This is a genomic window from Pallidibacillus thermolactis (assembly GCF_025660415.1).
GTDB classification, from domain to species: Bacteria; Bacillota; Bacilli; order Bacillales; family Caldibacillaceae; genus Pallidibacillus; species Pallidibacillus thermolactis.
This window is the reverse complement of sequence record NZ_JAOUSE010000067.1, coordinates 1-13,727: the sequence shown is the minus strand read 5'-3', so window position 1 is coordinate 13,727 and position 13,727 is coordinate 1. Positions and strand designations below refer to the sequence as shown.

13 protein-coding genes, 1 tRNA gene, 2 rRNA genes, 1 other RNA gene and 1 other annotated feature are annotated in these 13,727 nt (G+C 34.2%); of the genes, 4 read left to right on the top strand and 13 right to left on the bottom strand.

What is annotated here, in order from left to right; translation table 11 throughout:
* From OEV82_RS14690 to tadA, 8 genes are all read right to left on the bottom strand, one after another.
* Nucleotides 1-60 (bottom strand): 16S ribosomal RNA (locus OEV82_RS14690); the annotation flags it as partial.
* A 224-nt stretch (nt 61-284) separates the two neighbouring features.
* Complete coding sequence (locus OEV82_RS14685) at nt 285-548, bottom strand: pro-sigmaK processing inhibitor BofA family protein (RefSeq protein WP_173658279.1); 264 nt, start codon at nt 546-548, stop codon at nt 285-287.
* Nucleotides 549-676: 128 nt separating this feature from the next.
* A complete protein-coding gene (locus tag OEV82_RS14680) occupies nt 677-904 on the bottom strand; it encodes a YaaL family protein (RefSeq protein WP_173658280.1) in 228 nt (75 codons plus the stop codon).
* A 60-nt stretch (nt 905-964) separates the two neighbouring features.
* Nucleotides 965-1,561: a recombination mediator RecR gene (gene recR / locus OEV82_RS14675; protein WP_173658281.1), complete on the bottom strand. Its 597-nt coding sequence runs from the start codon at nt 1,559-1,561 to the stop codon at nt 965-967.
* Nucleotides 1,562-1,578: 17 nt separating this feature from the next.
* On the bottom strand, nt 1,579-1,899 hold the full coding sequence (locus OEV82_RS14670; protein WP_173658282.1) for a YbaB/EbfC family nucleoid-associated protein: 321 nt from the start codon (nt 1,897-1,899) through the stop codon (nt 1,579-1,581).
* Between the two features lie 18 nt (nt 1,900-1,917).
* The gene (dnaX, locus tag OEV82_RS14665) at nt 1,918-3,606 is read right to left on the bottom strand and encodes a DNA polymerase III subunit gamma/tau (protein WP_263062289.1); all 1,689 of its coding nucleotides are present in this window, start codon (nt 3,604-3,606) and stop codon (nt 1,918-1,920) included.
* A gap of 139 nt (nt 3,607-3,745) precedes the next feature.
* Nucleotides 3,746-4,011: signal recognition particle sRNA large type (ffs, locus tag OEV82_RS14660), an RNA gene on the bottom strand.
* An 85-nt stretch (nt 4,012-4,096) separates the two neighbouring features.
* The gene (gene tadA / locus OEV82_RS14655) at nt 4,097-4,591 is read right to left on the bottom strand and encodes a tRNA adenosine(34) deaminase TadA (RefSeq protein WP_173658284.1); all 495 of its coding nucleotides are present in this window, start codon (nt 4,589-4,591) and stop codon (nt 4,097-4,099) included.
* A gap of 117 nt (nt 4,592-4,708) precedes the next feature.
* Between tadA and OEV82_RS14650 the strand changes: the two genes are divergently transcribed.
* The 3 genes from OEV82_RS14650 to OEV82_RS14640 all read left to right on the top strand — a co-directional run bounded on the left by OEV82_RS14650 (nt 4,709) and on the right by OEV82_RS14640 (nt 7,487).
* A complete protein-coding gene (locus OEV82_RS14650; RefSeq protein ID WP_263062288.1) occupies nt 4,709-5,989 on the top strand; it encodes a glycoside hydrolase family 18 protein in 1,281 nt (426 codons plus the stop codon).
* Between the two features lie 194 nt (nt 5,990-6,183).
* The gene (locus OEV82_RS14645) at nt 6,184-6,819 is read left to right on the top strand and encodes a deoxynucleoside kinase (protein WP_173658286.1); all 636 of its coding nucleotides are present in this window, start codon (nt 6,184-6,186) and stop codon (nt 6,817-6,819) included.
* The gene (locus tag OEV82_RS14640; protein ID WP_173658287.1) at nt 6,819-7,487 is read left to right on the top strand and encodes a deoxynucleoside kinase; all 669 of its coding nucleotides are present in this window, start codon (nt 6,819-6,821) and stop codon (nt 7,485-7,487) included. The genes OEV82_RS14645 and OEV82_RS14640 overlap by 1 nt, the downstream gene beginning before the upstream one ends.
* A 161-nt stretch (nt 7,488-7,648) precedes the next feature.
* On the opposite strand, the gene OEV82_RS14635 is transcribed toward OEV82_RS14640, so the two are convergent.
* The 4 genes from OEV82_RS14635 to guaB form a co-directional block, all read right to left on the bottom strand.
* A tRNA-Ser gene (locus tag OEV82_RS14635) sits at nt 7,649-7,741 on the bottom strand.
* Nucleotides 7,742-7,866: 125 nt separating this feature from the next.
* Complete coding sequence (gene serS / locus OEV82_RS14630) at nt 7,867-9,141, bottom strand: serine--tRNA ligase (RefSeq protein WP_173658288.1); 1,275 nt, start codon at nt 9,139-9,141, stop codon at nt 7,867-7,869.
* A 51-nt stretch (nt 9,142-9,192) separates the two neighbouring features.
* Nucleotides 9,193-9,424, bottom strand: a binding site (T-box leader).
* A gap of 52 nt (nt 9,425-9,476) precedes the next feature.
* The gene (locus OEV82_RS14625) at nt 9,477-10,748 is read right to left on the bottom strand and encodes a D-alanyl-D-alanine carboxypeptidase family protein (protein ID WP_377701576.1); all 1,272 of its coding nucleotides are present in this window, start codon (nt 10,746-10,748) and stop codon (nt 9,477-9,479) included.
* Nucleotides 10,749-10,954: 206 nt separating this feature from the next.
* Nucleotides 10,955-12,421, bottom strand: coding sequence for an IMP dehydrogenase (gene guaB / locus OEV82_RS14620; protein WP_173658290.1), 1,467 nt, complete (start codon nt 12,419-12,421; stop codon nt 10,955-10,957).
* A gap of 110 nt (nt 12,422-12,531) precedes the next feature.
* Here guaB and OEV82_RS14615 point away from each other — a divergent pair, with 110 nt between their 5' ends.
* Nucleotides 12,532-13,497: a YaaC family protein gene (locus OEV82_RS14615; RefSeq protein WP_263062285.1), complete on the top strand. Its 966-nt coding sequence runs from the start codon at nt 12,532-12,534 to the stop codon at nt 13,495-13,497.
* Nucleotides 13,498-13,635: 138 nt separating this feature from the next.
* On the opposite strand, the gene rrf is transcribed toward OEV82_RS14615, so the two are convergent.
* Nucleotides 13,636-13,727, bottom strand: a 5S ribosomal RNA gene (gene rrf / locus OEV82_RS14610); the annotation flags it as partial.

The window sequence follows — 13,727 nt, the reverse complement described above, 5'->3', positions numbered from 1 at the left end:
TTGCATGTATTAGGCACGCCGCCAGCGTTCGTCCTGAGCCAGGATCAAACTCTCCAAAAAAGGGTTTGATTTGCTCAAAATGGTTTAAAAACGCTTTGTCTTGTTCAGTTTTCAAGGTTCAAATTTTTAACGACATTTATTATCATAACATGGTACTATTAAAATGTCAATAGTTTTTTTATTTCTTCTGTTTTTCAACTGACGAATATAATCATAACAAATTATCTTGTTAATTACAAATGTTTTTTTAAAAAAATGAATGAAAAAGTAAATTCTAATCATTACTATATAATCCAAATTTGAATAACTGTTAATGCTGCTAATCCTGGGATACCTAAAAATCCTGAGATCGCTGCTGTAATTAGGTTAATTGGAACATGTATACCAAAATTACTTCCAAAAGCATTTAAGAAAAATAAAAGAAAGGCACCGATGAATATTTTAATTATTCCTTGTCCAAGAATTTTGAACGGTTTTAGAGATGTGCCAAATATCAATAATAATATGATAAATGCTAAAATGATTCCAACAATAATGATTGAATCCATTTTCCATCCTCCTTACATATATAATTGTGTACTTGTACGGACTTGTACAGTTCATATATATGTATTGAGAATGAAAAAAAGACCAGAGTATTTGCTTATTTATGCAATCAATGGTCTTTGTTTAGAAATCATTTATTTTTTATATCTAATTTAATATTTCTTACTTTAGCTTCTTTAAACAAATAATAATATTTCAATTTTGAAATTTTTACCTTTTGTTCTAAGTCTTCATTTAAGTCAAAACATTTATCCCAAATACTTTTTTGATTCATCCATTTTAAACGCATTTTGTCAATTTGGGATAGAAGTAATCGATCGTACTCTTTCTTTAGTTTTCCTTTCTTTTTGAAGAGCACACAAAACTCCCCCTTATAGGCCCTACTCCCAAATATTTTTCCCACGTAAAACGGATAATATTATAATTCTCTCCGGCCTTCCAGCGCTTTTGATAACGTTACTTCATCTGCATATTCTAAATCTCCACCAACAGGTAAACCATGAGCAATTCTTGTGACTTTAATACCAGAGGGTTTGACCAATCTAGATATATACATCGCTGTTGCTTCACCTTCAATATTTGGGTTAGTAGCCAAAATAAGCTCCTGAACAGTTTCATCCTGAAGTCTCTTTAATAATGTAGGTATATTGATATCTTCTGGGCCAATTCCCTCCATTGGTGAAATTGAACCATGTAGAACATGGTATAACCCTTGAAATTCCTTCATTTTTTCCATTGCAATGACATCTTTCGGGTCTTGTACAACACAGATTATTGATTGATCACGATTTTTGTCATCACAAATGTAACAAGGATCTCGATCGGTAATATGCCCACAAACAGAGCAGTAAGTTAAATCTCTTTTTGCATTTACAAGGGATCTAGCAAATTCTAAGACAGTATCTTCTTTCATGTTAATCACATGGAAGGCTAAACGAGTAGCTGTTTTTGGGCCAATTCCGGGTAATTTCATAAAACTATCAATTAACTTACTTATCGGTTCTGGGTAATACATTCACATGGTGCCTCCTATTAAAAAAGACCGGGGATATTCATTCCTTTCGTAAATTGCCCCATCGTTTTGCTCACCATTTCATCCACTTTTGAAAGGGCGTCATTTGTTGCAACAAGAATTAAATCTTGAAGTGTTTCAACATCTTCTGGATCGACAATAGCTTCATCTAATTTAACTTCTAAAACTTCTTTATGACCGGAAACAACAACTGTAACCGCTCCTCCACCGGCAGTACCTTCAATTCTTTCTTCACCTAATTTTTCTTGAGCTTCAGCCATTTTCTTTTGCATTTTTTGCATTTGTTTCATCATATTTTGCATATTTCCCATTCCACGCATTTCCATAACCTCCATTAATTAATCTCTTATTTCAATTAATTCGTCACTAAACAGTTTTTTAGCTTCTTCTATTAAAGGATCGCCTATAGGTTTTGATTGATTCTTATCTTTCACAAGATCACGATGTTGATTTATAAATGACTCTCTCAATTCTAACCATTGTTCTTCAGGAACACCAATAAATTCCATTGCATTTCTAAAAGTTTGATGCAATAAGTTATTCATCATGTTTACAAATTCATGGTTATTCATAGCCATTTGACAATGAATTTCATATTTAAACTTTACAACACATCCCTGCTCGGATGCAGCAACAGGTTCAGCATCATTTAAAAGGGCCGCATGGGATCTTTTTAATTTTTCAAGAATGGATCCCCAGTTCCCCTTTATCAATTGTAAATTTTGTTTTGTTGCATTGGCAAGTATATTTTCAATTTTTCCAGCAGGTGCTCGGAATCCTTTTTTACTAGTCCTAGAATGAATTGAGGACTTAACTTCTTCTTGTTGTTTTGATACTTGTATTCCATTTACTTTCAATTGTTGAAGTTGTTCTTCTAAGGAAGTAATTTTTTGTTCCAGCACATGTACTTTTTCATTCGAATCAGTTTGGTTACTAGTAAAATCGTTTTGACATAATTGAACAAAGCACACTTCTAATAAAATTCTCGGGTGATTTGTCCATTTCATTTCTTGTTGCGTTTTATTAAAACGGTCAATTATTTCATATACATGCTTCAATTCATATTGATCACAAAGTTGTTCAAATTCAGAGTTCACAATTACACGTTCTAAGTAATCTTGCATTGATGGTGAATTCTTATATAAAAGTAAATCCCTGTAAAATTGTATGAAGTCCTCTACAATTCGAACCGGATCTTTCCCTTCCGCTAACAACGTATGTAACGATTCTAAGGCCACTTGAGGATTTTTTTCTAGAATGGCTTTAGCAATGTCGTTTAATATGTTTTGCGAAACTGATCCAGTTATCACTAAAGCATCGTTAACTGTAATGCCATCTTGACCAAATGAAATTGTTTGATCTAATAGACTAAGGGCGTCCCGCATTCCACCTTCTGAAGCTCTTGCAATCATTTGTAATGCTTCTTCTTCATAGTTAATGCCATATTCATCTATAATATATTTCATCCGAGCCGCAATTGCTTGATGTGGGATGCGTTTGAAGTCATATCGTTGACATCTCGAAATGATAGTTAGTGGAATTTTATGAGGCTCCGTTGTTGCCAAAATAAAAATGACATGCTTCGGTGGCTCTTCTAAGGTTTTCAATAATGCATTAAAAGCACCGATTGATAACATATGAACCTCATCAATGATGTATACCTTAAATGAAGAAACATTCGGTGCATATTTTACTTTTTCCCGAATATCACGGATCTCTTCTACACCATTATTTGATGCAGCATCTATTTCAATTACATCTGGATTAGACCCTACAGTAATACTTTTACATAATTCACATTCATTACAAGGTTCAGCTGAATCTCCTCGATTCGGACAATTAACAGCTTTCGCTAATATTTTTGCCGCGCTCGTTTTTCCAGTACCTCGAGGTCCTGTAAATAAATAGGCATGCGTAATTTTTTTTTGTAAGAGGGCATTTTGTAATGTTTTTGTGACATGTCCTTGTCCAACCACATCTTCAAATACTTGTGGTCGCCATACGCGATATAATGCTTGGTAACCCATTTTTACCCTCCTAAAAGAACGATTTCAAATGAAATATCTTCATCTTATTATACCTTAAATTTTATAATATTTACTATAAAAAAACACCCTTTTACAAGGATGTTTAATGTAAGTTTATGTATTTGTATTAATTAAACTGCCGTGCACCTATCTTCGACTGCTAACCATAGGCGTTGCTTACGCAGTTAGCTCGACCCAGGCTACCCTGCAACACATGAGAGGTTCCACTTAATGCTGCTTCCTTCCGGACCTGACATGGTTCATGGATTCTCATTGCGCAGGACCCAGGTGTCAACACCACTTACGTAAGACAGGCCCTACAGTTAAACAGCCTCAGACAGGGATTCAGTCCCGCTAGAGCGGATTGCGGGTTACAGGGCACCGCTACCTCCCCACCTAGCACGGCAAAGTTGCTATCAATTTTCAAGCGTCTTTATGACGCATTATTAGTATACTAATTAATATATAAAATTGCAATGGTTTATAGCTGTTAATTGTTTCCTTCTTGTTTTAATTTCTTTAGCTGTGCTTTTTTTATTCTTAGTTCTTTAAAGAAATCTGTTAGAAGTGCAGCACATTGTTCTTGTAGTACACCACTTTTCACTTCACATTGATGATTAAAACGTTCATCTGTTAGTAAATTCATTAATGTTCCTGCACAACCTCCTTTTTGATCATGTGTACCAAAGATCACTCGTTTAATACGAGACATGATAATACTACCTGCACACATCGGACATGGCTCTAAAGTTACATATAATTCTGCGTTTTCGAGACGCCACGAATGCAGTTTTTTACAAGCTTTTTGTATCGTAATAATTTCTGCATGGGCTGTTGCTTGTTGCTCTGATTCCCGCAAGTTATGTCCCCTTGCAATCACTTGATCTTCTAAAACAATTACACACCCAATGGGTACCTCATTTTTTTCCTTTGCCTTTAATGCTTCTTCAATTGCCATTTCCATATAATATTGATCTCTGTCCATATATCTACTCCTTTAAAAACGTGCCCCAATTTCTCTACTAAAATCTATATTATAAATCATTTTTTACTAATTGATACATAAACATTTTATAGTGTCATATAATGAGGAGGTCATTTTATGCAGATTCATGTTGTGCAACAAGGACAAACGTTATACGGTATTGCCCAGGCCTATAATACAACAGTTAATGATTTAGTTGAAGCAAACCAAATTCCCAACCCCAACCAATTAGTCGTTGGGCAAACACTTGTTATTCCGATTATTGGCAGTTTTTACTGGGTTCAACCTGGTGACAGTTTGTTTTCTATAGCTCAAAGATTTGGTTTAAACTATCAAGAGCTTGCGTCTATAAATGGTATTCCAGTCAATTTCCCACTCAATGTTGGATTTAGACTTTATATTCCACCACGATCAAAATTGACAAAAGAGATTAATGCTTACGTTGAGCCCCGAGATAGTGTTACTCCTGCCTTAGAAAATGCTGCTCGAGATGCTGCTCCATATTTGACATATTTAGCTCCTTTTAGTTTTCAGGCGTTACGTGATGGTTCATTGAAAGAACCTCCCTTAAATCAATTTCCTGCAATAGCTGAAGCCAATAATAACGTACTAATGATGGTTATTACCAATCAGGAAAACGACCAATTTAGTGATGAATTAGGTAGAATATTATTAAATGATCAGGAAATACAAACCAAATTTTTAGATAATATTGTGAGTATCGCTCAAAAGTATGGATTTCGTGATATTCACTTCGATTTTGAATTTTTACGTCCAGAAGATCGAGAAGCGTATAACAACTTTTTAAGAAGAGCAAAGCAAAGATTTAATGAACAAGGATGGTTATTGTCTACCGCTTTAGCCCCGAAAACTAGTGCAGAACAAGAGGGGCTATGGTATGAAGCTCATGATTATCGTGCCCACGGAGAAATTGTTGATTTTGTTGTCATTATGACATATGAATGGGGTTATAGTGGCGGGCCAGCTATGCCAGTTTCACCTATTGGACCTGTAAGAAAAGTGATTGAATACGCGCTAACAGAAATGCCCGCAGAAAAAATTATGATGGGACAAAATTTATATGGATATGATTGGACTCTCCCGTTTGTTGAAGGTACAGTTGCTCGTGCCGTTAGTCCTCAACAGGCAATTGAGCTCGCTGCCCAATACAATGTCCCTATTCAATATGATTATGAAGCTCAAGCTCCATTTTTTTCGTATTGGGATGAGGAAGGTAAACAACATGAAGTATGGTTTGAAGATGCAAGAAGTATTCAAGCAAAATTTAACCTTATCAAAGAATTAAATTTACGTGGAATTAGTTATTGGAAGCTCGGTTTGTCCTTTCCACAAAATTGGCTACTTATTACGGAAAATTTCAACGTAAGAAAAAGATGAAACAAATGAAAACTAATAAAGATAATTACTATCGAAGGGGAATTATTTAATTCTCCTTTTTATTTTTCTCCTATTTTACTAACTTTAAGTTCCTATATTTAGGTATACTTTTTATTGTTTTCCTATGGTAAAATTATTTTCAGTGTAAAAAATGAATGGTTATATTAATAAAACATAAAGTGTGGAGTTGACTAATGAAAATACCATATATCGCAGTTGAAGGTCCCATTGGAGTCGGAAAATCAACACTTGCTAAGGCTATTTCCGACCGCTTTCAATATCATTTGTTAAAGGAAATTGTTAGTGAAAATCCTTTTTTAGATCAATTTTATCGAAATATGGATAGTGTAGCATTTCAAACCGAAATGTTTTTCCTCTGTAACCGATACAAACAAATCCAAGAAATTGAAAAGAACTATTTAAACAAACATATCCCCGTTGTTTCTGATTATCATATGTTTAAAAACTTAATTTTTGCCAACAGAACTCTTGGACAAGATGACTTTCATAAATATGAGCAAATCTTTCAGATTTTAAACAGAGATTTGCCCCACCCAAACATTGTCATTTACCTACATGCCAATGTAAATACTTTATTAAAGCGAATTTCAAAAAGAGGACGAGCTTTCGAAAAACATATTACGCCTTTATACTTAGAAAATCTATCGAAAGATTATGATACACATTTTCAAAAATTCATAGCTAAAAATCCAGACATTCCTGTACTTTCAATCGATGGTGACAAATATGACTTCGTCCAAAATGAAGAGGATTTACAATTTATTTTTGAACAACTAGAAAAATTGCTTTTAAAAGGAGTTAAAAATTAATGAATTTACGTGAAAAATATAACATACCTAACAATGCAGTGATTACGATTGCAGGTACAGTAGGTGTAGGAAAGTCAACAATGACTAAATCATTAGCAAAAGCATTAAATTTCCGTACATCCTTTGAAAAAGTTGATACGAATCCGTATTTAGATAAGTATTATAAAGACTTTAAAAAATGGAGTTTTCACTTACAAATTTACTTTCTTGCCGAGAGATTTAAAGAAGCTAAAAGAATCTTTGAATATGGTGGTGGTTTTGTCCAAGATCGTTCTATTTATGAAGATACGGGAATTTTTGCAAGAATGCAGTACGAAAAGGGGAATATGACGAAAGAGGATTATGAAACATATACGAGTCTTTTTGACGCCATGGTTATGACGCCTTTTTTCCATCATCCAGATTTATTAATATATTTAGAAGGTTCCTTTGAAGACATTCTTGCACGTATTAAGGAACGCGGGCGCCCAATGGAACAAGAAACCCCCGTTGAATATTGGCAAGAAATGTACGAACGATATACGAATTGGATTAATAATTTCCAAGAATGTCCAATATTACGTATTAATATTAATGATTATGACCTTTATAAAGATGAATCGTCCTTAGAAGAGATCATCAGTAAAATTGGTTATATTTTGAATGAGTCTAAAGCTTATAAAAAATAATAATATATTATGTAAATATTTGAACTAGCTGTGCCATTTATTCGGGCAGCTAGTTTTTTGAACATAACAGAACAGAATTAAAGGTTTTTCGACACAAAAAAAACTGCCTGTAAGCATAGGCAGTTATAATTTTTCTCCAAATTTTATGCGTTTTTTCATTATGGTGGAGGAGGAGGGATTCGAACCCCCGCGCGGTTTGACCCGCCTGTCGGTTTTCAAGACCGATCCCTTCAGCCAGACTTGGGTACTCCTCCACATCGGACTTTATTATTTTAACATAACATTTTTTTGAAGTCAATACTTTATATGTTAAAAAGAAGGGGCAAACACTATCTAAAACTATGTTCTTCTTTTACGCCCCTTGTTATTCATAATTAAATTAACCAATATATTCCTTACCACCCATATATGGTCTTAACGCTTCTGGAATTTTAACTCGACCATCTGGCTGTTGATAATTTTCTAATATTGCTGCAACTGTACGACCGATCGCTAGACCAGAGCCGTTTAATGTATGAACAAATTCGGGTTTCGCTTTTGGCTCTCTTCTAAAGCGAATATTTGCTCGTCTTGCTTGGAAATCTTCAAAATTACTACAAGAAGAAATTTCTCTGTAAGTGTTATAGCTTGGCAACCATACTTCCAAATCATATTTTTTTGCTGCAGTAAAGCCTAAGTCACCAGTACAAATTGATACGACTCGATATGGAAGTTCAAGCAATTGCAAAACTCGTTCAGCATCTCGCGTTAATTTCTCAAGTTCATCATAAGAATCTTCTGGTTTAACAAATTTTACTAACTCGACTTTATTGAACTGATGTTGACGAATTAACCCCCTCGTATCACGACCTGCAGATCCAGCTTCCGATCGGAAACAAGCACTATATGCTGCAAATTTAATTGGTAAATCATCAACATTTAAAATTTCATCCCGGAAATAGTTTGTAACTGGAACTTCTGCTGTTGGAATGAGAAAATAGTCTTCCTCTTCTACTAAAAAGACATCTTCTTGAAATTTTGGTAATTGGCCAGTACCGATTAAACTATTTCGGTTAACTAAATATGGTGGCAGCATTTCTATATATCCATGTTCTTCAGTATGAAGATCCAACATGAAAGAAGCTAATGCTCGCTCTAACTTAGCAGCTGCACCTTTATAAAATACAAAGCGACTACCAGTTACTTTAGCAGCTCGTTCAAAATCAATTAGATTTAAATTTGTTGCTACATCCCAGTGTGGTTTAACTTCGAAATCAAAGGTAGGAATTTCACCCCATTTACGAATTTCAACATTATCATCCTCTGTTTCCCCAACCGGTACACTTTCATGCGCTAAATTTGGGATAGATAATAATAGTTGATTTAACTCTTCTTCTATTACTCGTAATTCGTCATCCAATTTTTTAATTTGATCTCCTACCTCTCGCATCTCTTTGATGAGGTGATCTGCATCTTTTTTCTCTCTTTTCAAGACAGCAATTTGACTAGATACTTCATTTCTCCGATTTTTTAAAGACTCGCTTTCAACAATCAGTTTACGTCTTTTTGCATCTAACTCACCAAATTTGTCCAAATCTGTTAAATCTTCCCCACGATGTTGAAGTTTTGCTTTTACTTCTTCAAAATTTGAACGTAAAAGTTTAATATCTAACATCTTCTTTTCCTCCATTGAATTTTTTATATAAAAAAACTCTCATCCCTATACAAAAGGGACGAGAGTTTATAATCCCGCGTTGCCACCCTAATTGCAGATTAATCACACTTTGATTAGTCTGCCTCTTAGTTAAATAACGGTTTATACCGGTAGTACTTTCCTTTCTTCAAGGCTTTACGTACTACTCTCGAGGACGGATTCGTAAGTTGCCGCTACCGATTTCCACCAACCATCGGCTCTCTTAAAGCACATACTTACTACTACTTCCTCTCATTGATCCTTTATTAAGTTTGTTATTTCATATTTTATCTCATCATTAGGAAATATTCAACTTTTTATGAAAACCACCCAGCAACAGTAGACGTAATACCGTCCCATAATCCAACAAGGAAATCACCGATACTCCGGAACATTAATACAAACCAGTTCGCTTTTTCTACATCTTCTGTTGCAACTAAATCAACTTTAATTGGTTTATCTTTGTACAGAAATCCTAAATCTTCACCTTCCCCAGTATATTCATAGGTAACATAACCAACAACGTCACCTTTTTTAACTGGTGCAGTTAATTCACCATTTTCATTTAGTTTTTCTTTATCAATTACAACTTTAGCTTTATAATTCTCTTCTTCACCATTTTTTATAACTAAATCTAATGAATTTTTAGGTGCTACTTTTACAGAGTTTTCTTTACCTTTGTCTACTGCTAGAGATTCATTTCCTTTAATTGCTTTATTTTCAGTTACAACTTCAGTTTTTCCAAAATTCCCTTTAGCATAATTTAATATATTTCTAGTATCTGTAAATCGTGCAGCTTGACTTGGGGTTTTCATAACAACAGAAATATATCGTTGTCCGTCTAGTATAGCTGTTGCTGTGAAACCGTAACCAGCAAAGTTTGTCGAACCTGTTTTTAATCCATCGACACCTTTGTATTCATAGATTAAACCTGGAAGCATCCAGTTAAAGTTTTTATATACAGTACCTCTAAAATTCAACTCAGGTTTACTAGCAATTTCTAATACTTCCGGGTAATCTTTCAATAAATGGTAAGCAAGCTTTGCCGTATCACGTGCAGACATTAGATTTTCTTCATTTTCATCTGTTCCAGCAGGATGACGCCCCAACATATCAGAGTTATTTAAACCGGTTGAATTCACAAAATAATAGTTTTCTAGTCCAAGTTCTTCCGCCTTTTCATTCATCATCTTTACAAAGTTTTCTTCGCTTCCTGCTACTAACTCTGCTAAAGCAACGGTTGAAGCATTGGCAGAATGGATCGCCATTGATTCGTATAATTCTTTAACGGTATACTCTTCACCCTCCGTTAATCCAACGGTTGATAATCCTAAATTTGGACTGGAAAGTTTATGTATAAACTCACTTATTAATACTTTTTGGTCCCATTTAATTTTCCCATCAGCGATGGACTCTAATACCAAATATTCAGTCATCATTTTTGACATGCTGGCAACGCCCAAACGTTTATCGGCATTTTTTTCATATAATACTTTTCCTGTTTCTGCGTCTATTAAAATAGCTGCCTCTGCTTCTAAATTTAATGGGTCATTACTTGCAGCAGATGCAGTTTTTACTCCCGTTATCATAGGTAAAATAAAAAAGATTAGTAGCGTATATATAAATAGTCTTTTTATTATCGTTGTCAACAAATCTCCCTCCAAATTTGTAAGTTTCCATTTTTTTCTCCTTGAATAGTTTATCATATCTTTTTTTAAAAAAATAGACTTATCCTAATCAGAAAAAAAATCCCATCAAAATTAATGGGATTTTCATTATTCATTTTAATCGTTGTTTAATTAATCGTATAGTTTGGTGCTTCTTTTGTAATTTGTATATCATGTGGGTGGCTTTCTCGAAGTCCTGCTCCGGTCATACGAACAAATTGTGCATTTTCCCTTAAATAAGCTAAGTCTTTTGCTCCACAATATCCCATTCCAGAGCGAATACCGCCAACCATTTGGTAAATTGTATCTGCAACTGGACCTTTATATGGAACACGGCCTTCAATACCTTCTGGTACTAATTTTTTATTACCTTCTTGGAAATAGCGATCTGAAGAACCTTTTTCCATAGCTGATATGGAGCCCATACCACGATAAACTTTAAAACGGCGTCCTTGGAAGGTTTCTGTTTCTCCTGGACTTTCGGATGTTCCAGCTAGTAAACTTCCTAACATGACCGCATGTCCACCCGCAGCTAAAGCTTTTACAATATCTCCTGAATATTTAATGCCTCCATCTGCAATAATTGCTTTCCCTAATTCTCTAGCAACTGTTGCACAATCATATATCGCTGTGATTTGTGGTACCCCTACACCAGCAACGACTCGAGTTGTACAGATTGAACCAGGTCCAATTCCAACTTTAACAATATCTGCACCAGCTTCAAATAATTCTCTTGTTGCTTCACTTGTTGCCACATTACCTGCAATTAAGTTTAGATCTGGGTAAGCTTCTTTGATTTCCTTAACTGTATTAATTACACCTTGAGAATGTCCATGAGCTGTATCAACAACAACAACATCAACATTTGCATTGTATAGTGCTTCAACTCTACGCATTGTATCTTTCGTGACACCAACAGCAGCACCTACTAGTAGACGACCTTGATTATCTTTTGCTGAATTAGGAAATTCAATGATCTTTTCAATATCTTTTATTGTAATTAAACCTTTTAAAACTCCTTTATGATCTACTAGTGGAAGTTTTTCAATTCGATATTTTTGCAAAATTTTTGCTGCATCTGTAACTGTTGTTCCAACAGGTGCTGTAATTAAATTTTCTTTAGTCATTACAGATTCAATTTTTATTGAATAATCATCAATAAAGCGTAAATCACGGTTTGTAATGATACCAACTAACTTTTGTTCAGCTTCATTATTTACAATTGGAACACCAGAAATACGATATTTAGCCATTAAATGTTCTGCATCGAATACTTGATGTTCTGGAGTTAAATAAAATGGGTCCGTAATTACACCATTTTCCGAACGTTTAACCCGATCAACTTGTTCTGCTTGTTCTTCTATTGACATGTTTTTATGAATAATTCCTAAACCGCCTTGTCTTGCCATAGCAATGGCCATTTCGGCTTCCGTAACTGTATCCATACCTGCACTAATAATTGGTATATTTAATTTTAATGTATTTGTTAATTGGATAGATAAATCGACTTCCTTTGGTAATACATCAGACTTAGCTGGAATCAATAAAACATCATCAAATGTTAAACCTTCTTTAGCAAACTTCGTTTCCCACATTGTCGTACACGCCTCCAGAAAATTTTATTAATTAGTAGGTTACCAATTGGTTAAAATACTGTCAAGCAGACTTTAATAAGTTGTACTTTTCTGAAATTGGAGGTATTTATTTGTACTTCTATCAAGAACATATGCATTGGAATAATTTTCTCTATTTATCTTCAGCCGATACTTCCCGCGAATTTTTATTGTCAAGTTATCATAAATTAGGCTTCACTGATGCTCAAGCAAAAAGTTATGAAAATAGTTATTCGTTAATTTATTACTTAGAACAAGGTAAGAGTTTTTTTGAACAAAGCAAGAAATCACCAATAAATATTAAGCCAATTCTTCTCTTTTATGGGATGGTTTTTCTAATAAAAGCTAGTATATTAACTGTGGATCCAAACTATCCTGAATCGAGTGCTGTTTTAGCTCACGGTGTATCGACACGAAAAAGAAAAAAGCAAAATTACCAATATATGGAGGATGAAGTAAAATTACAGAAAAACGGACTATTTCCACATTTTTCTGACAAAATGTTCCATATGAAACATTTAGAAGGAACAAAAATAAAAATTAAATCCTTACTTCAAGAAATTCCTGAGTTAAGCACCTTTTTCTTTAATTGGGAAAAAAGAAAGTTTGCCATTCCTTTAAGAAGAGAAGAGCAAGAAATGTATCAAATTCCAGAAGAGGTTTTAGACGATTTTAATATGACAGGGGATCGTTTAATTGATTTTTTTAACTCAAAACTTAATCAACCAATTTTGAGCGAAAAACGCGGGAATAAATATTTAATTAAAATTCCATCATCAGATATTCCAGTTGAACAACTACCTTTTCGTTTTCATTTAGTCGAAGACAGATATTACTGGTTGAAGGGATCAAGGGAACTCTGTTTCTTTCCAGAGCTCATAATTCATTATTTATTACTCTATCACTTAAGTATGATTGCTCGATATGAAATCGAATGGTGGGTAGAATTAATCCATCATAAACCATCTATAGAGTATCCACTAATTATGAGATATTTAGATATTTGCATACAAAAAATCCCATTTTTAATTAATCAATTCATAATAAATGATTTATGAAAATTTAACTAAATATTAGGTTTAAAACCAATTTGAAAGGTAAAAAGAAGCATGCGTTTTTCAAGATCTCTTATATTTGAATTGACAAGTTCAAGTTAAAGAATGTAAAAAACAGCGACGAATGTCGCTGTTTTATTTGCCTGGCAACGTCCTACTCTCGCAAAGGGGAACCCTTCACTACCATCGGCGCTGAGAAGCTTAACTTCCGTGTTCGGGATGGGAACGGGTGT